The organism is Mesorhizobium sp. P2_C4, from assembly GCF_056404575.1.
The window spans coordinates 357,926-379,574 of the sequence record NZ_JBFUDT010000001.1 but is presented as its reverse complement, the minus strand read 5'-3'; the positions used below and the strand labels follow the sequence as shown (position 1 = coordinate 379,574).

The window sequence follows — 21,649 nt, the reverse complement described above, 5'->3', positions numbered from 1 at the left end:
TGTCGCATCAGAAGGGTTCTCCAATGGCAAAGTCCATCCTCAAGGCATTCTGCATTTCCGCCGGTCTGGCTATCTCCGGCCTCGCCGCCACCACGGCCTATACGCTCGCTAACCCCGCCGTCGGCGGCGCCGCGATGCTGACCTCGAAGAACATCGTCGAGAACGCCGTCAACTCGCCGATCCACAAGACCCTGGTAGCAGCCGTCAAGGCGGCCGGCCTGGTCGAGACGCTGGAGAGCGCCGGTCCCTTCACCGTATTCGCGCCGACGGATTCCGCCTTCAAGAAGCTGCCCGCCGGCACCGTCGCCACACTGGTGAAGCCCGAGAACAAGGCCCAGCTTACCAAGATCCTGACCGCCCATGTCGTTGCCGGCAAGATCTCCGCCAAGGACATGATGACCAAGGCCAAGGCGATGGGTGGCAAATACGAGATGAAGACGGTAAGCGGCGACACGCTGACTGCCGAAGTCAAGGGCGGTTCGCTCTACATCGTCGACGAGTCCGGCGGCACCGCCAAGGTTACGGTCGCCGACGTCAACCAGTCGAATGGCGTCATCCATGTCGTCAACAAGGTGCTCTTGCCGAAGTAACGGTTCCGACAACGGAAAGGGCAGCCGTCCCGTCGGCTTTCTGGGACCCTGCCTTTTCGACCTCATGAGAGGTCAAGTCTAAGGAGCCGTCCCGGCACGGCCGGGGTCCTGCAGTCCCTCGCAGAGCCCCGGTTTTTCCGCGAAGAGACCCCGGTTCATCCGGGTTTTTGTTTGCCGGGTCACCTGTTTGAGCATGATCTCCGGACAAAACGGTTCCGTTTTTGTCCGAAAACCGGTTCCCACTTCTAGGGATCATGCTCTAGCCGGCGAAACTTTGGCTTGCCGCGCGCCGTAACTGCACCGTTGCCGCGGCGAACCATCGCGTGTTCGCGACGCCGCCAAGATGCCCTTGCCATAACGGCTTCCGGCGCACAGGCGTCGGTGTTTGGGAAGCCGTGCCGGCAGACCGGGGTCCTGAAGGTCCTTCTCAGGACCCCGGTTTCTCCGCGAAACCGGGCGACATCCGGCATTTCGGGCGGCTTCAGGACAACGCGCCACGGCGGTAGACGCGGCTGCAGCCCATCCCTATACACTGCGTTTCGTTTCAGGAGCGCTTCGTCGATCAGAACCAGGGTTGATCCGTTCCGCACGCCGTTGGTGCCGCCGGGCGGATCGCGCTATTTTGACCTTGCCTGTTATTGACGGAGCCAGACCATGATCGGACCCAACCCCAACATCAAGCATCCGATCCCGATGCATATGCGCGTCGGTTTCCTGAAGGGCTTGGTGACGGCGCCCAACATCGAGATCGGCGACTACACCTACTACGATGACCCCGACGGGCCTGACAAATTCGCCGAGCGATGCGTGCTGCATCACTATCCGTTCATCGGCGACCGGCTGATTATCGGCAAGTTCTGCGCCATCGCCGAGGGCGCGCGCTTCATTATGAACGGCGCCAACCATGCGATGTCCGGTTTTTCGACCTATCCGTTCAACATCTTCGGCCATGGCTGGGAAGAGGGTTTCGACCCGAAGAGCTGGTCGACGGAATTGCGCGGCGACACGGTGCTCGGCAATGATGTATGGATCGGCATGGAAGCGGTTATCCTGCCCGGCGTGACAATCGGCGACGGCGCCATCATAGCGGCAAAATCGGTGGTGACGCATGATGTGCCGGCGTATGCGATCGTCGCCGGCAATGCGGCCAAGGTGGTGAAGATGCGCTTCGACGACAGGACGATCCGGCGGCTTTTGGCGGTGGCCTGGTGGGACTGGCCGGTGGAAAAGGTCAGCCGTAACCTCAATGCCATTCGTGGCGCCGACATTTCCCTTCTGGAGGCAGCGGTTTGAACGCGTTGAACAAGACTATGATCGGTACCGAACTGTTTACCCGCGCCTGGATCTTCATCCGCGGCGTGCCGGCGATGAAGTTCCTGCCGCCGGAAGGGCCGCCGGAGATCGCCTTTGCCGGCCGCTCGAATGTCGGCAAGTCGTCGCTGATCAACGCGCTGGTCAACCAGAAAGGGCTGGCGCGCACCTCCAACACGCCGGGGCGCACGCAGGAGCTCAACTATTTCGTGCCGGATGGATTTTCGGGCGAAGGCGCCGACCTGCCGCCGATGGCGCTGGTCGACATGCCGGGCTACGGCTACGCGACCGCGCCAAAGGAAAAGGTCGACGAATGGACCAAGCTGGTCTTCGACTATCTCAAGGGCCGCGTTACGCTGAAGCGCGTCTATGTGCTGATCGACGCCCGCCACGGCATCAAGGCCAAGGACGAAGAAGTGCTGTCGCTGCTCGACAAGGCGGCGGTGTCCTATCAGATCGTGCTGACCAAGACTGACAAGATCAAGGCGGCCGGCGTGCCGCGGCTGATCGAAGAGACGCTCTTGAAAATCAAGAAGCGGCCGGCCGCGTTTCCGTTTGTGCTCGCCACGTCGTCGGAAAAGGGCGAGGGCCTCGAGGACTTGAAGGCCGCGATCGTGCTCGCGGCCAATGGCGGGTAGAGCTGTTCAGTGCTTGGTAGAATCGCTGAACCGCTCTAAGTATTTGTTTTTACGCAATTCCGGACGGAAAACCGCTGCGCACTTTTCCTGGAATTGCTCTAACCCCTTGCCTCCAGGGCAATCCTCGGGTGGCTTTCTTCCGCAGCAAGAGCTTCGGTGCCGTAAGCCTTCAGGAACATGCTGACGCCTGACCTGACGACGTGGTCGATTTCATCCTCGCTCGGGGCTTCCGTGCGGTAGGCGAAGATGCACTGGCGGAAAAGGCCGGCCAGGCACAGATCGGTGAACTGATAGGCGGCAAGATCGACATCGTCGATCTTGAGCAGGCCGCGCTCGATGGCGGTATTGAGAAAGACCACGAACTTGTCATGGCCGCGTTTGGGGCCGCGCTCGTAAAAACGAGCGCCCATGTCGGGTATCCTGTCAGAGGCGCCGATCACCGTGCGCTGCGCCTGGATGACCTTGGCCGAGGTGATCTTGAGGGACAGCACCTTGCCGAACTTCACCAGCGTCTCGTGCAGATCGTCGGCGCGATCCAGCACGTCGTACATGTTCTTGAAGATGGTGCCGCGCTCTTCTTCGATCAGCGCTTCGAACAGCTCTTCCTTGTTGGCGAAATAGACATAGATCGTGCCCTTGGAGACACCGGCCTCGCGGGTGATGTCGTTCATCGACGCGGCTTCGAAGCCCTTGTCGATGAAGACACGACGGGCGCCGTCGATGATCTGGCTGCGTTTGAGCGGATCCTGTCCCGCTGCCGGGCGGCCGCGACGCAGGCTGTCCAGAACATCGCACTGTTCCTCGCCGGCATCGGGTAATATTTCGGCCATAAAAGTCACACCTCGCAAAATAATTCGAACCGAGCGGTTCGATTGCCCTTGATATGGGCCTCTCTCCGCGCTAAGTCAATATCCGTATCGAACCGAACGGTTCAGTATAACAGATTTTCCTCATATAGACCCGTTGAGAGATTACCATGTCCTCGAATGCGCCCGCCACTGCCGAAGTTCGCCCTTTCCCCAATGCCAAGGTCGCTCCCGCGACCGAAGCGCCGGAAGTGCCCGTCCGGCCCGCAACCGCCACGCCCGTTGAAGCGCCGGCGAAGAAGAAGCGTTCGGTGCGCTCCTTGCTGCTGCCCATCATCGGGCTTGGCTTGCTGAGCGCCGGCGGCTGGTATGGCTATAATTACTGGATCGATGGCCGTTTCATGATCTCGACCGACGACGCCTATGTCCAGGCCGACATGGCGTTCATCTCGCCCAAGATTTCCGGCTATGTCGACCAGGTCAAGGTGACCGAGAACCAGCTGGTCAAGGCTGGCGACCCGCTGCTGGTCGTCGATGATGGCGACTACAAGATTGCCGTTGCCCAGGCCGAGGCGCAGATCGCCACGTTGAGCAAGACGCTAGACCGCATCGACGCCCAGACCGAAGCCGCGCGCGCCTCGCTCAGCCAGGCGCAGGCGCAGAAGACCGCCGACCAGGCCGCGGCCGACAACGCCGCCCGGGCCCAGTCGCGCGCCGCGCAATTGCTGAAGACACATGTCGGCACGCAGGCGCAGCTGGACGACGCCCAGACCGCGGTCGACCAGGCCAATGCAGCCCTTGTCGGCGCCGATGCGCAGATCGCGGCAGCGCAGGCCAATATCGGCGTGCTGCAGGCACAGCGCGCGGAATCGGCAAGCACGCTGGCCTCGTTGCAGCTTGGCCGGGACAAGGCCGTGCGCGACCTCTCCTTTACCGTGCTGAAGGCGCCTTATGACGGCGTCGTCGGCAACCGCTCGGTCGAGCAGGGCGACCTGATCAGCCCCGGACAGAAGCTCGCCGTCATCGTGCCTATGGACAAGCTTTATATCGTCGCCAATTTCAAGGAGACGCAGCTTGCCCGCCTGGTGCCTGGCGAGAAGGTCAGGATTTCGGTCGATGCGACCGATGGCCAGGATTTCGAGGGCACCGTGTCGTCGCTGGCGCCGGCCTCGGGTGCGGTGTTCTCGATGCTGCCTCCCGAAAACGCCACCGGCAACTTCACCAAGGTCGTGCAGCGCGTTCCGGTTCGCATCGACGTGCCAGCCGACGTGCTGAAGACAGGCAGGCTGCGCGCCGGCTTGAGCGTCGTCGTCGCCGTCGACAGCCGCACGGCACCTTCGGCGTCGAAGTAAGCGGAACCCGGGAGCAAGGGTCATGGCGACCGCAACCCTGACAGCAGGATCGGCGCCGGCAATGCCGGCCATGCCGACCACCATCTCGACGCGGCGCGTCATCGCCTTCCTGGCGATGGTGTTCGGCATGTTCATGGCCATCCTCGACATCCAGATCGTCTCGGCCTCGCTGGCCGAGATCCAGGCCGGCCTGAGCGCCAGTTCCGACGAAATCCCGTGGGTGCAGACCGCCTATCTGATCGCCGAGGTGATCATGATCCCGCTGTCGGGCTTCCTCAGCCGGATGCTGTCGACACGCGTGCTGTTCACGGTTTCGGCGGCAGGCTTCACCGCGGCGAGCGCGCTTGCCGCAACCGCCACCAACATCGACCAGATGATCGTCTACCGCGCCATCCAGGGCTTTATCGGCGGCGGCATGATCCCGAGCGTCTTCGCCGCAGCCTTCACCATCTTCCCGCCGTCGCGCCGCGCCGTGGTGTCGCCGATGATCGGCCTGGTGGCGACACTGGCGCCGACCATCGGTCCGACCGTCGGCGGCTATATCAGCCACGCCATGTCCTGGCACTGGCTGTTCCTGGTCAACGTCGTGCCCGGCATCATGGTGACGGTGGCCGCCTGGTCGCTGATCGACTTCGACAAGCCAAACCTCAAGCTGTTCAGCAAGTTCGACTGGTGGGGCCTTGCCGGCATGGCAGCCTTCCTCGGCTGTATGGAATATGTGCTCGAGGAAGGCCCCAACAATGACTGGCTGCAGGACCAGGCGGTGCTGATCTGCGCCATCATCATGACCGTTGGCGGGGTGCTGTTCTTCTGGCGTGTGTTCACCGCCGAAGAGCCGATCGTCGACCTGAGGGCGTTCAGCAACGTCAATTTCGCCTTCGGCTCGCTGTTTTCCTTCGTCATCGGCATCGGTCTCTACGGACTGACCTATCTCTACCCGGTGTTCCTCGGACGCATCCGCGGCTACGATTCGATGATGATCGGCGAGGCGTTGTTCGTCAGCGGCCTGGCGATGTTCTTCACCGCACCGATTTCCGGCATCCTGTCGGGCAAGATCGACCCGCGGCTGATGATGATGATCGGCTTCTTCGGTTTTGCCACGGGCACCTGGTGGATGACCCATCTCACCGCCGACTGGGATTTCTATGAACTGCTGATCCCGCAGATCCTGCGCGGCTGTTCGATGATGCTGTGCATGGTGCCGATCAACAACATCGCGCTGGGCACATTGCCGCCCGACCGGCTGAAGAACGCGTCCGGCCTGTTCAACCTGACCCGCAACCTCGGCGGCGCCGTCGGCCTTGCCGTCATCAACACGGTGCTGATCGACCGCAATGCCTTCCACTACGCAAGGCTGGCCGAGCATGTGGAATGGGGCAGTGCAGCGGCACAGCAGAAGCTGCAGAACATGACGCTGAACTTCGAGCAGACTGCCGGCATCGACGCCACAAGTGCGGCGATCTCCAAGCTGTCCGCCATGGTCCACCAGCAGGCAGCGCTGCTGTCCTTCATGGATGTGTTCTTCATGCTGACGGTGCTGTTTGCGACGCTGGGCCTGTTCACCATGGTGATCCGCAAACCCGTCGCAGCCGGCGGTGGCGGCGGAGGTCATTGAGGCCGTCAGAACCCCCCTGGCGCCCTCACGCATGACCCCGGAAATTGGAAACGATTTCCGGGGTCATGTTTTATCAAGCCGCTTCCATCCGTCACGACTGTCCGAACTACCTGGTCAACGCTTCGGTCAACCCCGCCGTTTCAGGGTCGCCGACCCAGGCGACATACCCGTCGGGCCGGACCAGCACGGCGCCGGGAGCCGTGACCGCACCCAGCACCGGAAGCTCCCAGGCGCCATCATAGCTGGCGTCGACCTGCCGAACCCGATCCGCCCATGCGCCGATATCGAAAGCGCCTGATGGACTGAGGTTGAGCAGCAGCGGCCGGGCGTCGTGCAGCAGGGTGAAGACCCGCATGGGCCCGTCAGCGGTGACGAGGTCGAGGTCCGGCATGCGGCGGCCAAGCAGCTCGTGCCCCTCGCCAAAGTCGTAGTGGATGTCCAGGCCGGACAGCATGCCGGCAAAGCGCTTGCGCGGCTCCGCCATGGCGAGAAGCTCGGCCATCGTGTCGCGCAACGCCTTGGTTCGCTCGTCTTCGCGGCGGAGCGCGACCGACGCCATGGTGTTTTTCAATACACGCGCGGCAACCGGATGGCGCTCGGCCTGGTAGGTATCGAGCAGGCTTTCCGGCGATGTTTTCTTGATCACCTGGGCGAGCTTCCAGCCAAGATTGACGGCGTCCTGCACGCCGGTCTGCAGGCCTTGTCCGCCGTCCGGCGGATGCACGTGCGCGGCGTCTCCGGCGAGCAGCACCCGTCCCTTGCGGTATAAAGCCGCCTGCCTTGTCATATCGGTGAAGCGGGCCAGCGACGTCGGACTGTGAACGCCATAATCGGTGCCGTAGACGGCAATGAGCGCCTCGCTGAGTTCATGCAGCGTAGGCTCGCCGCCAGCCCCGACCTCGCGCTCGGTTACCAGCACCCGCACCGTTCCGTCGTCCAGTCTGCCAAAGCCGTGAATGCCGATGGCGTCGCGGTGGAGGACACCCCATTGCGGCTCTCCAGACAGTTCGACCTCGGCGATCAAATTGCTGACGGTCGGATCCGAGCCCGGGAACTCTATCCCGCTTGCCTTGCGCACAAGACTTCTGCCGCCGTCGCAGCCGACGAGATAATCGGCGCGAAGCGACCGGCCGTCGCTGAGCGCGACATCGACGCCACTGTCATCCTGCACGAAGCCCGTCACCTCGCGGCCACGGTAGACGGTGACGCCGCGCTCATCGACCCAATCGGCAAGGATGCGCTCTATGTGCTTTTGCCAGAGCGCCAGCCCGTAATTGTGGCGGGTGGGAAAGTCGCTGATATCAAGGGTAACGCCGGCGAAGGATGCGACCTGGGCGGTCTTGCCCTGCGACAGGAACCGATCGGCAATGCCGCGCTGGGCGAAGACCTCGATGGTGCGCGCGTGCAGACCGCCCGCACGCGTGCCCGTGATTGCCTGGCTGTCGCGCCGCTCGACGACGGCGACATCGATGCCGGCCAATGAAAGCTCGCCGGCCAGCATCAACCCCGTCGGACCGCCTCCGGCGATCACCACTTGATGGGAGATCTGCGACCGGCCGGCATCAACGCGGCCGGTCGACTTGCGCTCGCCTTGGCGAACGCGTTCTTCGGTTCTTTGCATAGGTTCTGGCCCTCTCGATCAGGGCTGCGAAATCTACGCATAAAAAGCCGTTTGCCAATTCTTGAACTTAACTGTTTCGGCCCCATTTCTAGGGTAGGCGAGGCAGTCAAGCCGTAGCCGAAATTCCCGACACGCCGAGAAACTCCAGTTCGTAGGCTCACACGGAGCAGGCGGCGCGTTGGGCCGGTTGGATCATGGCGAGGACATTGTCGCCCAAGCCGCCGGAAAACGCCCCATACGTTCGACCGTAGACCGGGCTTTGCCTGTAAGCGGTTGCTGGCAGGCAGCTGTTGATCCATGCCAAATCGCAAGATCGGTCGAGCGCGGCACGTCCGGAAGGGCCTAGCTGGTGTCGCCACGGAGCAAGAGACGATGAAGGCGGCGCTTGAAAACTACCATGCCCGAATGCAGCGGGTGCTGGACCACATAGACCAGCATCTGGACGACGATATGGGCCTGGAAGCGTTGAGCGGCGTCGCGGCGTTCTCGAAATACCATTTCCACCGGCAGTTCATGTCGACCTTCGGGTTGTCTGTGCATCGCTATGTCCAGCTCGCCCGTATGAAGCGCGCTTCGTACCGGCTGGCCTACAGGGACGCCGAAAGCGTCACGGATATTGCGATGGATGCCGGTTACGATGCACCCGATGCCTTCGCCCGCGCCTTTCGGCAACGGTTCGGGCAATCGCCTTCGTCGTTCCGGAAGTCTCCCGACTGGGAGCCGTGGCTTGCGGCCTTCGGGCCTCTCGACAACGCCAGGAGCAAGCTCATGCAGAAGACTTTTACCACTGACGACGTGACGATTCGCGATGTGCCCGCCACGCCGGTGGCGATCATGGAGCATCGGGGCGATCCGGCGACGATCGGCGCCACCATCCAGCGGTTCATCGCCTGGCGCAAGGCCGCTGGCCTGCACCCCACGACAAGCCCGACCTTCAATGTCTGGCGTTCCGAGCGGCGTCCTGCGTCGCCCGCCGATTATAGCCTCGACCTTTGTGTCGGGACCGACCAACCGATCGAGGCGAATGGCGAGCAGATCAAAGCCGGCGAGATCCCTGGCGGGCGCTGCGCGGTGCTGCGCGTCGTCGGCAACACGCACAATCTGGAGCCCGCCGCGCTCTACCTTTATCGCAACTGGCTTCCGGCCAGCGGCGAGGAAGCACGCGACTTCCCGATCTATTGCCAGCGGCTGAGCTTCTTCCCGGAGTTGCCGGAGCATGAGGCGGTCGCGGAACTGTTTCTGCCGCTGAAATAGCGCCCTCTGAAGGCGCCCTGTCCCGGCGCCGTCAGGCCGACGCCGGCTTGAAGGTCAAGGCGACGCCGTTGATGCAGTGGCGCAGGCCGGTCGGGGCAGGACCATCGTCGAAGACATGGCCGAGATGGCCGCCGCAACGGCGGCAATGGACCTCGGTGCGGGTCATGCCGAGCGACCGGTCGGTGGTCTTGCCGATGCCATTGGCGATCTCCTGCCAGAAGCTCGGCCAGCCGGTGCCGGAATCGAACTTGGTGTCTGAGGGATAGACCGGCAGGTCGCAGCCGGCGCAGGCGAAAATGCCCTTGCGATGCTCGTTGAGCAGCGGGCTGGTGCCGGGATATTCGGTGCCTTCCTTGCGCAGCACATTGAAAGCTTCATCGGACAGGATGGCGTGCCACTCGGCGTCGGTCTTGGTGACCTCGAATTTTTCCGCTGCTCGCGCGTCCTGCGCTCCGCCCATGCGCAGCACGGCTGCCGTGCCCGCCAGCAATGCCACAGCGGCGGCACCGCTCCAAAGAAAGTCGCGACGGTTCATAACCATTTCTCCTGCTGTCCTTTGCCAAATTCGACCGCCACAGGGAAATCAAATGCCAGTGACGATCATGTCCCCTGAAAACGGACACTCCGCAACGGCTCCGCGCTTGAGCGGACGGTGCGGAGTGTACGCTTGTCGATTGCGCGGGTCACGAGGGGACGGTAGCCGCGCAATCTACATGGAGCCTTGGTCGTAGCTTCGCCAGCAGCGAAGCTTTTGTTACATCTTCGGCAGAAGAACCTTGTCGATGACATGGATGACGCCGTTCGACTGCTCGACATCGGCGATCGTCACATTGGCGACGTTGCCGTTCTCATCGGTCACGGTGACCTTGCCGCCTTCGGCCTTCAGCGACAGTTCGCAACCGCCAACGGTCTTGACCTTGTGCGTGCCGCCATCGGCCTTGGCCATCGCGGCGACGTCCGCGCCCATCGCCTTGGCGCCAATGACGTGGCAGGTCAGGATCTTGGTAAGCTTGTCCTTGTTCTCAGGCTTGAGCAGCGTCTCGACGGTGCCGGCCGGAAGGGCTGCAAAAGCCTCGTTGGTCGGCGCGAAGACGGTGAACGGACCGGCGCCCTGCAGCGTCTCGACCAGGCCGGCTGCCTGGACGGCGGCGACCAGCGTCGTGTGGTCCTTCGAATTGACCGCATTTTCGACGATGTTCTTGGTGGCAAACATGGCGGCGCCGCCGACCATTGGATTTTCGGCATAGGCGACGGTGGCGAGTGCAGAAACAGCGATCGTACCGGCAAGCAAAAGGGTGGCGAATTTACGCATGATGTCGAACTCCTCGGGGTTATCGGTTCCCATATTTGGGACGCGAGGGAGTTACGGGATAGAAATGCGCAAGTTTCACCAAATTAGGAGATTTTTTATTTTTACACGCCGGCGCGCAGAATTTTTCTGCATTGCCTTTGCCGGCTCATATGCTTTTCGCAGCTAGGCCACGAGCCAAAATATACTTTCTATGGGAAACTGGCGCCGAGAGCCTATCAGATGCTCTTCAGATCGCCCGCCGCGACCACCGGTCCGGTTGGCTGACCGGTCGGCGAACCGCCGGTGGGCTCGACGCTGACTGCCAGCACGGCGCCTTGCGCAAGCTTTGCCTGCACGGCCGGCGAAACGACCAGGTGTGCCGCCCCGCCAGCGGGAATGACGCCCATCGAGACCGGGTTGTTCTTGCCTTCGATCATCCACAGCTCGAAGTCCTTGCCGGCGGCGCGTTCGCCGGAGACGTGGGACAGGCTGACATCGTGATGGGCGGCGTCGTAGACGACCAGATATTTGACATCGCTGCCTTCGGCGCCCAGCGAAGCGACGAGGCGTGTCTGCGGCTGCTCGACCGGCGGGTTGATGTACGGCACGGCAATGTAGATCGCCAATGCCGCGACGGCCGCGGTGGCAAGACCGCGCCAGAAGGCAAGGCTGGCCCAGAGACCGGCGCTCGGTTGAGCGGTTGTGGTGGAGCTTCTCGCGGTGGAGGAGAACAACCGGCGGTCGACCGCGACCTTGACGGTCGCCGGAGGTGCGACTTCCGGATAGGCGGACGCCAGCGGCGAAAAATGCACTTCCCAGCCGTCAACAAGACGGGCGAAGCCGGTTTCCGCGTCGATACGGCTGGAAGCGATCTGGCGTTCGTCCGCTGCCAGGACGCCGAGAACGTATTCGGCGGCGAGCAAGTCGTCGCCTCCACGTTCCGGTCCGTTGTCTTGTGCCAGCGTCATCTTTCCAGACATTCTCTAAGTTTCAGCAGACTGCGCCGTAGCCAGGTCCGCATCGTGTTCAACGGAACGCTGTGGCGCTCCGCCAATTCGGCATAGCTTTCGCCATTGAGATAGGCGCCCCGGACAGCCGCTGCCCGATCCTTTTCCAACTCATCGAGACATTGATAGATGCGTTCGGATTCACCACCCGCCACAACCATCGCCTCAGGTCCCGGAGCCGGATCGGCCACGTCGAGCGCGGCATCGATATCGGCAGCAGGCTTGCGCCTCGCCCTGATGCGATCGATCGCGTGATTGCGCGCGATTGCCACCAGCCAGGAGATCGGACTCAGATCGGAAACAGCGAAACGGTCTGCCTTCGTCCATATTTTGACGAAGACCTCTTGCAGCGCTTCTTCCGCATCTCCCCGGTCATGCAATACACGAAGGCAGACACCGAAAAGTTTCGCACTGGTCTGCCGATAGAGCAGATCGAACGCTGCCCGATCCTTCATCGAAGTCCGGACAATCAGCGTGGTGATGTCCTGCGGCGTCATGCTGACAAATTAGGCGATTGCCGTGTATTTGCAACGGTGGAAACGTTGTTGTCCACGCAAACCGTTGTTGCGCACGGCTCGCCAGTATTTCCTATCGATTGCCAAAGAAATCGCCGGCCGCTAGCCTTCCCGGAGGTGGAGGACTTCCGAAATGTCGGTTGAACGGGTTCTGTGGGAACAAGATGCAACCGGCCTCGCCGCTCTTGTGCACAAGGCAGAGATCTCGCCACAGGAGCTTGTCGATGCCGCGATTGCGCGCGCCGAGGCGACCCGTCCCGACATCAACGCCATTGCCGAGACGCTCTATGACGCGGCCCGGACACGCGCCAAAACCATCGACCGCAAGCTGCCGCTGGCCGGCGTGCCGTTTGCGCTGAAGGATCTCGGTATCGCCATCAAAGGTGTGCCGACGCATACGGGCAGCCGCATCCCGGCTTTCACCGCCGATTTCAACTCGGTGATGACCGAGCGTCATCTCGCCGCCGGCCTCATTCCGATCGCCACCAGCACCACGCCCGAACAGGGGTTGAGGCTGATGACCGAATCGGCCGCCTTCGGCATCACCCGCAATCCGTGGAACACGGCCCATACCAGCGGCGGTTCTTCCGGTGGCGCGGCCGCGCTTGTTGCTGCCGGCGTGGTGCCGGCGGCGCATGCCTCGGATGGCGGCGGCTCGATCCGGGTGCCGGCGGCCTGCAGCGGGCTGGTCGGCCTGAAAACCTCACGCGGTCGCGTGCCGCAGACGCCGCTGGTCAGCGAGAGCTGGTACGGCATGGTCGTCGAGCACGCCGTCACCCGCTCGGTGCGCGATTGCGCCTTGCTGCTCGACCTGACGCACGGCCCCGATCCGCTGGCGCCCTATGCCGCGCCGACGCCGCAAGGCAGTTTCGTCGCCGCGGCAGGGCGCGATCCGGGCAAACTCAAGCTCGCCGTCTACCGGGGATCGCCGCTTGGCCTGCCGATATCGGCAGAGACGCTGAAGGCGTTGGATATCGCCGTGGCGCTGTCCCGTGAAGGCGGCCACACGGTGGAGGAGATCGACCTGCCCTATATCGATCGCGATTTCATGGCCGATTTCGCCAGGTCGGTCGCCTCGGCGGTGGCCGGCACGATGCGCAGCGAGGCCTTGCGCGTCGGCCGCCCGGTCCTGGGCGACCTCGAACGCGCCACGCGGATCATTGCGCGCTTCGGCGAGATCGTCTCGGCCGGAGATATCTATGCCAGCCTGCAGCGGCTCAATGCGACATCGCGCCGGCTGATCGCCGACACCGCCCGCTATGACGCCGTGCTGATGCCGATCATCGCGCACCCGCCACTCGCCTGCGGCGCCATGGATCCGAAAGGGGCCGACGAGTTCATTGAAAACGTGCTCGACAAACTGCACCTCACCCGGCTCTTGAGACTCAAGCCATTGCTGGGGCAGTTGATGGACAAGAGCCTGTGGTTCACCCACTGGCCGGCGATCCAGAACGTCACCGGCCAGCCATCGATCGCGTTGCCTGTCCATGTCACCGATGCCGGCCTGCCGCTCGGCATCCAGGCGGTGGGACGGCCCGGCGACGAGGAGACGCTTTTGTCGCTGGCCGCGCAGATGGAGAAGATTTCGGGGTGGTTGGCGCGGCGGGCGCCGCTGAAGGTGCCAGGCTAGATCTCGCACACTCCCAGATTTCATCATTGTGATAGCAAAGCCGTTTGCGGCCTGTCCCAATTCCCGCTAAGACGCCGCCGTTCATGCCAAGCTGGGAACCATGCCGATGACGGAGATCACCGCCACCGCCGAAATGCAGGCAGCCCTGCTATCGCGCGCGCTGCCCTATATGCAGCGCTACGAGAACAAGACGGTGGTGGTGAAGTATGGCGGCCACGCCATGGGCGACATAGAGCTCGGCAAGGCTTTTGCCCGCGACATCGCGCTGCTCAAACAGTCGGGCGTCAATCCGATCGTCGTGCATGGCGGCGGCCCACAGATCGGCGCCATGCTGGCCAAGATGGGCATCGAATCCAAATTCGAAGGTGGCTTGCGCGTCACCGACCAGAAGACGGTCGAGATCGTCGAGATGGTGCTGGCCGGCTCGATCAACAAGGAGATCGTGGCGCTGATCAACGCCGAGGGCGAATGGGCGATCGGCCTGTGCGGCAAGGACGGCAACATGGTTTTTGCCGAAAAGGCGCGCAAGACCATGATCGACCCGGATTCCAACATCGAACGGGTGCTCGATCTCGGTTTCGTCGGCGAGCCGGTCGAGGTCGACCGCACGCTGCTCGACCTTCTGGCGCGCTCGGAAATGATTCCGGTGCTGGCGCCGGTGGCGCCCGGCCGCGACGGCCATACCTACAACATCAATGCCGACACGTTTGCCGGCGCCATTGCCGGCGCCTGCCAGGCGACACGGCTTTTGTTCCTGACCGATGTGCCCGGCGTGCTCGACAAGAACAAGAAGCTGATCGACGAGCTGACCGTGGCCGAGGCCAAGGCGCTGATCAAGGACGGCACGGTTTCGGGCGGCATGATCCCCAAGGTCGAGACCTGCATCGAGGCGATCGAGCGCGGCGTCGAAGGCGTCGTCATCCTCAACGGCAAGACGCCGCATGCGGTGCTTCTGGAGCTGTTCACCGAGCATGGCGCCGGCACCCTAATCGTACCCTGAGCAACGAAGGCCGATAGCGCCTCAGGCGCTCGGCGAAATCCCGATAGCGGGCTGGGCCGGCTTGGGGGCCGGGCGCGCGAACACCATCGATTCCTCTTCCGCGTCCTGCGGCGCGCCCCAGAATTCGGCCAGCGTCGGGCCGTCTTTCACCCTGATGTCGCGCGCAAGAAAACCCCAGACTTCCCTGAACCAGACACGGCGGCCCATTTGCGTGTACCAGCGCATCGAATGGCGCTGCTCGGGGTCCTTGTGAAACAGGATGCGCGCCAGCGCCTTGGGCCGCGACTGCACCGCGACCTCGATCAGCTTGACCGAGAAGAACAGCATCCACGGTTTCAGCCGGGTCATCTGCAGCACCTGGTGCTTGTAGTCCCAAAGGCGGGCGTCCTGCTGGATCACCTTGCGGTCCCTGGCGATGCGGAAGAACGGCGTCCAGCGATGCGGGGTGACGTAGAGCGCCTGGATCTGGTCGGGGTCATAGGCAAGCAGCTGCCGAAAACCGCGCCACAGGTCGCGAAGCGTCTCGTCCTCGAAACCGGCCACCCAGGTCGCCATCGACAGGATGCCATGCTGGCGCAGCAGCCTTATCGCCTCGCGGTCGGAAGAGGTGCTGCCGCCCTTGCGGATCAATTGCAGCGTCTGCTCGTCGGTGTTCTCCATGCCGAGCAGCCAACGGATGACACCGGCCTTGCGGTAGAGATGCAGGATGTCGGCGTCGCGGACGATGTCGTCGGCGCGGGTGGAGCCGACGATCAGCACCGGCACGTTCTCGGCGATCAACGCATCGAGAAAGGCGCGCCACGCCTTTTTCGAAACGGTCGGATTCTCGTCGGCCAGGTTGATCAGTTCGACGCCATGTTCGCGATGCAGCCAGGCAATCTCCCTGGCGAATTTCACGGGATCGCGATGGCGCCAACGGGTCCAGAAACCGCGCTGGCCGCAATAGTTGCACAGATGCGGGCAGCCGCGCGAAAACTGCATGACCACGGCGCGCTTGCCGCCCCAATAGCTGTAGCGCCTGTGGTCGATCAGTTCCCAGCCGACGCGGTAGGCATCGAGGGTGGCTATGGTGCCGGCCGCCTGCGTGGCGAAGGGGCGGCGCAAATCATCGCGGAAAGCGATGCCGGCGACTTCCGCCAGCGGCTGGCGTCTCGCCAGCGCCTCGACCAGAGCGACGATGGTCGCCTCGCCTTCGCCGCGCACGATGAAGTCGAAGACATCCGTTGCGCAGAGAATATCGCGCCAGTGATAGGTCGGGAACACGCCGCCATAGATCACCATCGTTGACGGTTCACGCGCCTTGATCATCTGCGCGATCTGCAAGGCGGTCGGATGCGCCGAGGTCGAGCCGGAGTGACCGATCAGGATGCAGTCGGGCTGGTCGCTCAAGGCGTCGCGGACGAGCGAGGCGAGCGGCATCGGCCCGAATTCGGCATCGACCAGGCGCACGGCGTGGCCGGCATCGATCAGCGGGCCGCCCAACGCCAAGAGGCCGAGCGGCGGCAGATGGTCGTCCGGCACGCGGCTGCCGATGGCGGTGTGCGGCGGATTGATCAGCACGATTTTCATGACGGACCTTTCGCTATTCGGTCCGCATGTCCTAGCCAGCGATCTGGATGGCGAATTGGCTCGCTTCAGCAGTTTGTGTGCAGCTTTTCCGCAGAAATGCTTAGCGCCTCAGATGTGCGAGCGGCACGTGACCCGGCCCCTTGATGTTCTGCAGCACGAGCTGGGTGTGGACGTCACGCACACCGTCTAGCCGCATCAGCCGGTGCATGACGAAGGCGTTGAGCTCGTCGACCGACGGCACCATCACATGCAGCAGGAAATCGTGGTCGCCGGTCATCGTCCAGCATGACGACACTTCGTCCATGCGCTGCACAGCGGCGATGAAGGCTTCGGGCGAGCCATCGCTGTGGCTGGTCAGCCGCACCTCGATGAACACCTCGACCATCAGGCCTACGGCGCGGCGGCTGAGCACGGCGGCAAATCCCTTGATGATCCCGGTGTCCTGCAGCGCCTCGAAACGCCGCGCGCAAGGTGTCGTCGACAGGCCGATCTCGTTGGCCAGCTCGGACACAGGCTTGCGTCCATCGCGCTGCAGGATGTCGAGCATCTTGATCTCGAACTCGTCAAACTGAGGCATTTTCACTCTCCGTTGGCGTGGATTGAGTGAATATTATCTCGAATACTCCGTTTGAGCCATCATCAAAACCGATTTGCCTCGGCAAGTCCGGTTAGCCTCGCGGCAGAATTCGCCATTGATGATTTGCGAGGAGAACAGCCATGACGATGAGTGTTGCCGATTACGCCCGCGACTGCGCGGCACAGGGCCTGCGCGGCGACTATTCGGTCTGCCGTGCCGATTTCACCGTGGCGCAAGGCTACGACTACTCTGCCAGCGAACAGGCGGTGTGGCGCACGCTGTGCGACCGCCAGACGAAGCTAACGCAGCAACTGGCGCATCATTCCTATCTCGACGGCGTTGCCGCCCTTGGCCTGCTCGACCGGATCCCGGATTTCGGTGCGGTCAGCGAAAAGCTGCGCAAGCTTACCGGCTGGGAGATCGTCGCCGTGCCGGGGCTCATTCCGGCGGCGCCGTTCTTCGACCACCTCGCCAACCGCCGCTTCCCGGTCACCAACTGGCTGCGCACGGAGCAAGAACTCGACTATATTGTCGAGCCCGACATGTTCCACGATTTCTTCGGCCACGTGCCGATCCTGACGCAGCCGGTGTTTGCCGATTTCATGCAGATGTATGGGCAGAAAGCCGAGAGCGTGATCGCGCTTGGCGGCGACGAGATGATCACCCGCCTCTACTGGTACACCGCCGAATACGGGCTGATGCAGGAGCCGGGCCAGCCCCTGAAGGCGTTCGGCGCCGGGCTGATGTCGTCCTTCACCGAGTTGCAGTTCGCTGTCGCCAGCAAGGACGCGCATCACGTGCCGTTCGACCTGGAAACAGTGATGCGCACCAGCTACGAGATCGACAAGTTCCAGCGCGCCTATTTCGTGCTGCCGTCCTTCGACGTCCTGCGCGACGCCTTCCAGACCGCCGATTTCAACGCGATCGTCACTCGCCGCAAGGGACAGCCAGCGCTCGACCCGGCAACGGTATAGCAATCCAGGACCAGTGTTTAAGGCGCTCCGCCCGGCCTGCATAAGACGAAACCCAAAGCGCGTCGCATGATCCGTTTCAATGCGACGCGCTTTGGACGTTTTGATCCGCTTGGCTACTGCATGGCAGACGGGTTCATCCACAGCAACTCCCAGACGTTTCCGTCCGGGTCTTCGATGTGGCGGTTGAACATGAAGCCGAGGTCCTGCGCAGGGTTGGGATCGGCGCGGCCGCCGGCCGCCACACCCTTCTCGATGACGGCATTGACCTCGTCCTTGCTGTCGGCGGTCAGCGCGATCAGCATCTGGCTTTCCCGCCTGGCGTCGCCGATCTGCCGCGCCGTGAACTGGCTGTAATGCTGGTGCGTCAGCAGCATGACCCCAATGGAGTCCGAGAACATGATCGAGCTGGCCTGGTCGTTCGAGAACTGCGGATTCAGCGTGCCGCCGATCGCGAGATAAAAATTGGTCGCTGCCTGCAGATCGCGCACCGGCAGATTAATAAAGATCATCTTGGTCATCGGTCTAGCCTTGCCTTCGTTGACAGGTACTAGTCAGTCCAGTACCGTTTTCATGGCTACCATGTGGGAACGGTACCGTCTAGTACTTGTTTGGGGGCGTAATGAAAATCGACGGTGAGACCAGATCAGAACGCAAGGATCGTGAAATCATCCAGGCGGCCACAGCGGCGTTCGTCAGCAAGGGTTATGACGGCACCAGCATGGAGGAAATTGCCACCAGGGCGGGGGCTTCCAAGCAGACCGTCTATAAACATTTCACGGACAAGGAGACGCTTTTCGGCGAGGTCGTTCTGGCAACCGCTGCCCAGGCCAACGATATTATCGAGTCCGTGACGACACTGCTTTCCGAGGCGAAATTCATGGAAGGTGGCCTGCAGCAGCTTGCCCGACGTTTGATAGCGGTTCTCATGGATGAAGAGTTGCTGAAGCTGCGGCGCTTGATCATCGCCAACGCGGATCGAATGCCGCAGCTTGGCCGCAGCTGGTACGAAAAGGGCTTCGAGCGCATGCTTGGCTCAATGGCTTCCTGCTTTCAAAAGCTCACCAGCCGAAGACTTATACAAACCAGTGACCCCTATCTGGCTGCCAGCCATTTTTTTGGAATGCTTCTTTGGATCCCCATGAATGAAGCTATGTTCACTGGAAGCAACCGGCGCTCCAAGGCCGAACTTGAACGGCACGCGGATGCCTCGGTGGAGGCGTTTCTTGTCGCCTATGGGGTTCAGCCGAAATAGTCCCGCTCTCTGCCGTTGCGATGAAGCCGCGAACACAACGTCCCCTTATCGCCCGTTTGGGGTGTCCGCTCCCTCGGCCTTCAGCCGCGCCAGCTGGTCGCGCTGCAGGTCGAGTGCGGCGTGGACGAAACGCGAGATGGTGGCGAGTTCCGCATCGCTGAAGGTGGCGATGACTTTTTCGCCTTCCCGCGCAATGGCGCCGTAGTACCGCGCCGACAGGTCTCGCGTCGCCTCGGTTCCCTCGATCACCACCTTGCGTCTGTCCTCCAGACTGCGCGTGCGCGTGAGCAGGCCGCGCGCCTCCAGCCTGTCGATCAGCGCCGTCACCGCGGCCGGCGTCAGCCCGGTTGCCGTGGCGATCGCACCCGCCGATTGCGGGCCGCCGTAGAGCAGCCCGATACAATGGCGTTCCGCCATGTTCAGCCCAAGCCTGACCCCCACAGCTTCGTCATAGGCCTGCGTTGCGTCCTGCCATTGCATGATGGCCAGGCCGATAGCCGTCGTCATTTCGTGGCGATTCTCGCTTGACGAATTTAATTCGATCATCTAACTATCAATCTGTCTAACATTTAGACCGTAACAACAATATGCGGCGACGGCACGGACATAGCAAGGGCCAGCCGCAGGCAAGGAGTGAAAAATGAGCTTGATTCAACAGCGAGGCCCTCTCACGCATGAGGAGGAATTCAAATACGCCAAGCTGGCGATGGAATGGTATGGCTGGGGCTCCCCCATCGGCCTCGGCATCCTGCTGGTGGCGCTGGCCGCCGCCGCCGTGCTGGTGCGTATCGCCGTCTACGGCTTTTAGTCCAATTCCGTCAGGACGATCTCCCCAAAGGCGCGCCAAGGCGGCGCCGGCTGCCGTCACAGGCGCCGGCGCCGCTCGCTTTTTGGGCGTCAGACAGTGATGATTTTCGTCACACCGAGACGACTTCGTCGCGCCGGGATGACTTCGTCACTCCGGTGATGACTTGCGTCACACCGCAATGATCTTGCTGAGATGATCGCCGAGCCGGCAGGCCAGGGCCGTGATGGTCGTCGTCGGATTGCACTCGCCCGAGGTGCAGAACACCGACGAGCCGCCGATATAGAGGTTGTCCATGCCGTGCACCTTGGAGTTGGCGTCGACGACGCTTTTGGTCACGTCGGTGCCCATGCGGGTGCCGCCCATGTGATGGTGGCCCGCCAGCTCCTCATTGGTCGGATAGTCCTCGCCCTTGGTGAGCCAGTCGGCGATGCGCACCCGGCCGAGATCCTTCTGCACCAATGTCGTGCCGAACAGCCGCAGTCCTTCCAGAATGGTGCGGCGTTCCAGCTCCGATTTCTTCCAATGCAGTTCGATGCGCGGCACGCCGGCATGGTCGACGTCGGTCTTCGACAGTTCGATCTGGTTCGAGGCCAGCGGCACCTGTTCCCAGGCGACATAGAGTTGGGCGGCGCAGCGCAGGTTCTGGCTGAGCTGGTAGGCGACCCATTCGGCCGCGTCGGGCGCCGTGCAGGCGAGGTCGGCGATCAGACCCTTGACGCCGGCATAGGGCGTCTCGATCAGCCTGATGCCGAAATTCATGATCTGCAGGCGCTCCATGGCGGCAAGCGTCGGCGAGAAGAAGGCCTCGTTGACGGCGTCGACCTGGAACTCGCCATAGTCGGCCAGGATGGCATTGCCGCCCTCGAAGGTCGGATGCTCCATCCAGTAGCGGCCGAGCGCGGTCGCATTCGGCACCACGCCGCCGTTCGAGCGCTGGTTCGACCACAAAAGCAGCCGTGAATTCTCCAATCCGCCGGTGCAAGAGATGAAATAATCGGCAGTGAACGAGCCGGCATCCTGGCCGTTCGACCAGATCTTGGCGCCCGTCACCTTCTTGCCGTCGCCGGCAAGCTCGGTGGCATAGGTGTTGAGCACGACGGCGATGTTCTTGCTCTTGTCGAGCTCATCGGCGAATTTTTCGCCAAAGCGCACCGCCGGGCTCTTGATCAACTGCACCCAGCGGATGTCGTCCGAAATTGGCACATCCGGCTGGAAGGCCGGCAGTTCCAGAATATCGTGCACTTCCGACAGATAGGGCTCGATATCGGCGCGGCTGATCGGCCAGCCGGTATCGGGCGCCCAGGCCTTGGGCTCGAAATCCTGCTTGTCCAGCACGCGGCACCAGCCGGCCCAGTGGTTGGAGCTGCCGCCCATGAAGCGCAGCCGGGTGATGTCGAGATCGAAATAGGGGTCGCCGACCGTAGTGCCGCGGTAGAAATCCTGCGAATCGTCACTGAATTCCCGCGAACCCGCCTCCAGCACGACAACCGGAATGCCGGCGGCGCCAAGCTTCCTGGCGATCGTGGTGCCGGCAGGCCCCGAGCCGAGGATGCAAACCCTGGCGGCAAAATTCGAGGCTTTGAACGTCTCGTAGCTGTCGAAGATCATGCCAGATCGCTCCGCTTGAGGATCCAGCCATTGACCTCGACGATCTCATTTGGGTCGGCGTAAAGGGGTTCGGTATCGGCCTGCCGGCGCAGCAGCGACAGGGCCGGCAGCGCAATCAGCGCCTGGACGATCGCGCGGCGCGATATTTTCTTGACGAAGAAACTCATGACACGTCTCTCGATGCAGCTTCGATCCCGCGTGGCGTTCCCTGAACGGCACACGTGCCCCTGC

Annotated in this window: 23 protein-coding genes; 11 read left to right on the top strand and 12 right to left on the bottom strand. The window is 62.6% G+C overall.

Annotated elements, in window-relative coordinates:
* The first annotated feature begins 23 nt into the window (after positions 1–23).
* From AC1DX6_RS01940 to yihA, 3 genes are all read left to right on the top strand, one after another.
* Complete coding sequence (locus AC1DX6_RS01940; RefSeq protein WP_477310694.1) at positions 24–590, top strand: fasciclin domain-containing protein; 567 nt, start codon at positions 24–26, stop codon at positions 588–590.
* A gap of 654 nt (positions 591–1,244) precedes the next feature.
* Entirely contained in the window at positions 1,245–1,883 is a 639-nt protein-coding gene (locus AC1DX6_RS01935) for a CatB-related O-acetyltransferase (RefSeq protein WP_477310692.1), read from the top strand.
* A 17-nt stretch (positions 1,884–1,900) separates the two neighbouring features.
* Positions 1,901–2,539, top strand: a complete 639-nt coding sequence (gene yihA / locus AC1DX6_RS01930; RefSeq protein WP_477310690.1) for a ribosome biogenesis GTP-binding protein YihA/YsxC — start codon at positions 1,901–1,903, stop codon at positions 2,537–2,539.
* A gap of 98 nt (positions 2,540–2,637) precedes the next feature.
* On the opposite strand, the gene AC1DX6_RS01925 is transcribed toward yihA, so the two are convergent.
* The gene (locus tag AC1DX6_RS01925) at positions 2,638–3,369 is read right to left on the bottom strand and encodes a TetR/AcrR family transcriptional regulator (protein WP_477310688.1); all 732 of its coding nucleotides are present in this window, start codon (positions 3,367–3,369) and stop codon (positions 2,638–2,640) included.
* Positions 3,370–3,515: 146 nt separating this feature from the next.
* Here AC1DX6_RS01925 and AC1DX6_RS01920 point away from each other — a divergent pair, with 146 nt between their 5' ends.
* Together AC1DX6_RS01920 and AC1DX6_RS01915 are read left to right on the top strand one after the other, a co-directional pair.
* Positions 3,516–4,697, top strand: coding sequence for an HlyD family secretion protein (locus AC1DX6_RS01920; RefSeq protein WP_477310686.1), 1,182 nt, complete (start codon positions 3,516–3,518; stop codon positions 4,695–4,697).
* Between the two features lie 61 nt (positions 4,698–4,758).
* The gene (locus AC1DX6_RS01915) at positions 4,759–6,312 is read left to right on the top strand and encodes a DHA2 family efflux MFS transporter permease subunit (protein WP_477311876.1); all 1,554 of its coding nucleotides are present in this window, start codon (positions 4,759–4,761) and stop codon (positions 6,310–6,312) included.
* Positions 6,313–6,418: 106 nt separating this feature from the next.
* Here the strand turns inward: AC1DX6_RS01915 and AC1DX6_RS01910 are convergent, their stop codons facing one another.
* Positions 6,419–7,933 carry an FAD-dependent monooxygenase gene (locus AC1DX6_RS01910; protein WP_477310684.1) on the bottom strand — a complete coding sequence of 505 codons (1,515 nt, stop codon included), beginning with the start codon at positions 7,931–7,933 and terminating at the stop codon, positions 6,419–6,421.
* 372 nt (positions 7,934–8,305) lie between these two features.
* On the opposite strand from AC1DX6_RS01910, the gene AC1DX6_RS01905 reads away from it, so the two are divergent.
* Complete coding sequence (locus AC1DX6_RS01905) at positions 8,306–9,187, top strand: AraC family transcriptional regulator (RefSeq protein ID WP_477310682.1); 882 nt, start codon at positions 8,306–8,308, stop codon at positions 9,185–9,187.
* Positions 9,188–9,218: 31 nt separating this feature from the next.
* On the opposite strand, the gene msrB is transcribed toward AC1DX6_RS01905, so the two are convergent.
* The 4 genes from msrB to AC1DX6_RS01885 all read right to left on the bottom strand — a co-directional run bounded on the left by msrB (position 9,219) and on the right by AC1DX6_RS01885 (position 11,982).
* Positions 9,219–9,722 (bottom strand): peptide-methionine (R)-S-oxide reductase MsrB, encoded by a 504-nt coding sequence (gene msrB / locus AC1DX6_RS01900; RefSeq protein WP_477310680.1) that lies wholly within the window; start codon positions 9,720–9,722, stop codon positions 9,219–9,221.
* Between the two features lie 219 nt (positions 9,723–9,941).
* On the bottom strand, positions 9,942–10,499 hold the full coding sequence (locus AC1DX6_RS01895; RefSeq protein WP_477310678.1) for a fasciclin domain-containing protein: 558 nt from the start codon (positions 10,497–10,499) through the stop codon (positions 9,942–9,944).
* Between the two features lie 215 nt (positions 10,500–10,714).
* Positions 10,715–11,446 carry an anti-sigma factor gene (locus AC1DX6_RS01890; RefSeq protein WP_477311875.1) on the bottom strand — a complete coding sequence of 244 codons (732 nt, stop codon included), beginning with the start codon at positions 11,444–11,446 and terminating at the stop codon, positions 10,715–10,717.
* Positions 11,443–11,982, bottom strand: a complete 540-nt coding sequence (locus tag AC1DX6_RS01885) for a sigma-70 family RNA polymerase sigma factor (RefSeq protein ID WP_477310676.1) — start codon at positions 11,980–11,982, stop codon at positions 11,443–11,445. Before AC1DX6_RS01885 ends, AC1DX6_RS01890 begins: the two co-directional genes overlap by 4 nt.
* A 151-nt stretch (positions 11,983–12,133) precedes the next feature.
* On the opposite strand from AC1DX6_RS01885, the gene AC1DX6_RS01880 reads away from it, so the two are divergent.
* Both AC1DX6_RS01880 and argB read left to right on the top strand, forming a co-directional pair.
* Complete coding sequence (locus AC1DX6_RS01880) at positions 12,134–13,630, top strand: amidase (protein WP_477310674.1); 1,497 nt, start codon at positions 12,134–12,136, stop codon at positions 13,628–13,630.
* A 106-nt stretch (positions 13,631–13,736) separates the two neighbouring features.
* Positions 13,737–14,630, top strand: coding sequence for an acetylglutamate kinase (gene argB / locus AC1DX6_RS01875; RefSeq protein ID WP_109667770.1), 894 nt, complete (start codon positions 13,737–13,739; stop codon positions 14,628–14,630).
* A 21-nt stretch (positions 14,631–14,651) separates the two neighbouring features.
* On the opposite strand, the gene bchE is transcribed toward argB, so the two are convergent.
* Positions 14,652–16,199 carry a magnesium-protoporphyrin IX monomethyl ester anaerobic oxidative cyclase gene (gene bchE, locus AC1DX6_RS01870; RefSeq protein ID WP_477310671.1) on the bottom strand — a complete coding sequence of 516 codons (1,548 nt, stop codon included), beginning with the start codon at positions 16,197–16,199 and terminating at the stop codon, positions 14,652–14,654.
* Between the two features lie 100 nt (positions 16,200–16,299).
* Positions 16,300–16,776 (bottom strand): Lrp/AsnC family transcriptional regulator, encoded by a 477-nt coding sequence (locus AC1DX6_RS01865; RefSeq protein ID WP_477310669.1) that lies wholly within the window; start codon positions 16,774–16,776, stop codon positions 16,300–16,302.
* 140 nt (positions 16,777–16,916) lie between these two features.
* On the opposite strand from AC1DX6_RS01865, the gene phhA reads away from it, so the two are divergent.
* Positions 16,917–17,750 carry a phenylalanine 4-monooxygenase gene (phhA, locus tag AC1DX6_RS01860; protein ID WP_477310667.1) on the top strand — a complete coding sequence of 278 codons (834 nt, stop codon included), beginning with the start codon at positions 16,917–16,919 and terminating at the stop codon, positions 17,748–17,750.
* A gap of 113 nt (positions 17,751–17,863) precedes the next feature.
* Here phhA and AC1DX6_RS01855 read toward each other — a convergent pair whose 3' ends face one another.
* A complete protein-coding gene (locus tag AC1DX6_RS01855; RefSeq protein ID WP_477310665.1) occupies positions 17,864–18,268 on the bottom strand; it encodes a VOC family protein in 405 nt (134 codons plus the stop codon).
* A 101-nt stretch (positions 18,269–18,369) separates the two neighbouring features.
* On the opposite strand from AC1DX6_RS01855, the gene AC1DX6_RS01850 reads away from it, so the two are divergent.
* Positions 18,370–19,002 (top strand): TetR/AcrR family transcriptional regulator, encoded by a 633-nt coding sequence (locus tag AC1DX6_RS01850; RefSeq protein ID WP_477310663.1) that lies wholly within the window; start codon positions 18,370–18,372, stop codon positions 19,000–19,002.
* 45 nt (positions 19,003–19,047) lie between these two features.
* Here AC1DX6_RS01850 and AC1DX6_RS01845 read toward each other — a convergent pair whose 3' ends face one another.
* Entirely contained in the window at positions 19,048–19,548 is a 501-nt protein-coding gene (locus AC1DX6_RS01845; protein ID WP_477310661.1) for a MarR family winged helix-turn-helix transcriptional regulator, read from the bottom strand.
* A gap of 94 nt (positions 19,549–19,642) precedes the next feature.
* Here AC1DX6_RS01845 and AC1DX6_RS01840 point away from each other — a divergent pair, with 94 nt between their 5' ends.
* Positions 19,643–19,810 (top strand): hypothetical protein, encoded by a 168-nt coding sequence (locus tag AC1DX6_RS01840; protein WP_477310659.1) that lies wholly within the window; start codon positions 19,643–19,645, stop codon positions 19,808–19,810.
* Positions 19,811–19,978: 168 nt separating this feature from the next.
* Here AC1DX6_RS01840 and AC1DX6_RS01835 read toward each other — a convergent pair whose 3' ends face one another.
* Both AC1DX6_RS01835 and AC1DX6_RS01830 read right to left on the bottom strand, forming a co-directional pair.
* Positions 19,979–21,418 (bottom strand): GMC oxidoreductase, encoded by a 1,440-nt coding sequence (locus AC1DX6_RS01835; protein ID WP_477310657.1) that lies wholly within the window; start codon positions 21,416–21,418, stop codon positions 19,979–19,981.
* Positions 21,415–21,585, bottom strand: a complete 171-nt coding sequence (locus tag AC1DX6_RS01830) for a hypothetical protein (protein WP_477310655.1) — start codon at positions 21,583–21,585, stop codon at positions 21,415–21,417. Before AC1DX6_RS01830 ends, AC1DX6_RS01835 begins: the two co-directional genes overlap by 4 nt.
* Positions 21,586–21,649: the final 64 nt, after the last annotated feature.

What these genes read in the sequence shown, in the direction of transcription:
- AC1DX6_RS01940 (WP_477310694.1), top strand. Translation starts at nt 24, where the DNA reads ATGGCAAAGTCCATCCTCAAGGCATTCTGCATTTCCGCCGGTCTGGCT.
- AC1DX6_RS01935 (WP_477310692.1), top strand. Translation starts at nt 1,245, where the DNA reads ATGATCGGACCCAACCCCAACATCAAGCATCCGATCCCGATGCATATG.
- yihA (WP_477310690.1), top strand. Translation starts at nt 1,901, where the DNA reads ATGATCGGTACCGAACTGTTTACCCGCGCCTGGATCTTCATCCGCGGC.
- AC1DX6_RS01925 (WP_477310688.1), bottom strand. Translation starts at nt 3,369, where the DNA reads ATGGCCGAAATATTACCCGATGCCGGCGAGGAACAGTGCGATGTTCTG.
- AC1DX6_RS01920 (WP_477310686.1), top strand. Translation starts at nt 3,516, where the DNA reads ATGTCCTCGAATGCGCCCGCCACTGCCGAAGTTCGCCCTTTCCCCAAT.
- AC1DX6_RS01915 (WP_477311876.1), top strand. Translation starts at nt 4,759, where the DNA reads ATGCCGGCCATGCCGACCACCATCTCGACGCGGCGCGTCATCGCCTTC.
- AC1DX6_RS01910 (WP_477310684.1), bottom strand. Translation starts at nt 7,933, where the DNA reads ATGCAAAGAACCGAAGAACGCGTTCGCCAAGGCGAGCGCAAGTCGACC.
- AC1DX6_RS01905 (WP_477310682.1), top strand. Translation starts at nt 8,306, where the DNA reads ATGAAGGCGGCGCTTGAAAACTACCATGCCCGAATGCAGCGGGTGCTG.
- msrB (WP_477310680.1), bottom strand. Translation starts at nt 9,722, where the DNA reads ATGAACCGTCGCGACTTTCTTTGGAGCGGTGCCGCCGCTGTGGCATTG.
- AC1DX6_RS01895 (WP_477310678.1), bottom strand. Translation starts at nt 10,499, where the DNA reads ATGCGTAAATTCGCCACCCTTTTGCTTGCCGGTACGATCGCTGTTTCT.
- AC1DX6_RS01890 (WP_477311875.1), bottom strand. Translation starts at nt 11,446, where the DNA reads ATGACGCTGGCACAAGACAACGGACCGGAACGTGGAGGCGACGACTTG.
- AC1DX6_RS01885 (WP_477310676.1), bottom strand. Translation starts at nt 11,982, where the DNA reads ATGACGCCGCAGGACATCACCACGCTGATTGTCCGGACTTCGATGAAG.
- AC1DX6_RS01880 (WP_477310674.1), top strand. Translation starts at nt 12,134, where the DNA reads ATGTCGGTTGAACGGGTTCTGTGGGAACAAGATGCAACCGGCCTCGCC.
- argB (WP_109667770.1), top strand. Translation starts at nt 13,737, where the DNA reads ATGACGGAGATCACCGCCACCGCCGAAATGCAGGCAGCCCTGCTATCG.
- bchE (WP_477310671.1), bottom strand. Translation starts at nt 16,199, where the DNA reads ATGAAAATCGTGCTGATCAATCCGCCGCACACCGCCATCGGCAGCCGC.
- AC1DX6_RS01865 (WP_477310669.1), bottom strand. Translation starts at nt 16,776, where the DNA reads ATGCCTCAGTTTGACGAGTTCGAGATCAAGATGCTCGACATCCTGCAG.
- phhA (WP_477310667.1), top strand. Translation starts at nt 16,917, where the DNA reads ATGACGATGAGTGTTGCCGATTACGCCCGCGACTGCGCGGCACAGGGC.
- AC1DX6_RS01855 (WP_477310665.1), bottom strand. Translation starts at nt 18,268, where the DNA reads ATGACCAAGATGATCTTTATTAATCTGCCGGTGCGCGATCTGCAGGCA.
- AC1DX6_RS01850 (WP_477310663.1), top strand. Translation starts at nt 18,370, where the DNA reads ATGAAAATCGACGGTGAGACCAGATCAGAACGCAAGGATCGTGAAATC.
- AC1DX6_RS01845 (WP_477310661.1), bottom strand. Translation starts at nt 19,548, where the DNA reads ATGATCGAATTAAATTCGTCAAGCGAGAATCGCCACGAAATGACGACG.
- AC1DX6_RS01840 (WP_477310659.1), top strand. Translation starts at nt 19,643, where the DNA reads ATGAGCTTGATTCAACAGCGAGGCCCTCTCACGCATGAGGAGGAATTC.
- AC1DX6_RS01835 (WP_477310657.1), bottom strand. Translation starts at nt 21,418, where the DNA reads ATGATCTTCGACAGCTACGAGACGTTCAAAGCCTCGAATTTTGCCGCC.
- AC1DX6_RS01830 (WP_477310655.1), bottom strand. Translation starts at nt 21,585, where the DNA reads ATGAGTTTCTTCGTCAAGAAAATATCGCGCCGCGCGATCGTCCAGGCG.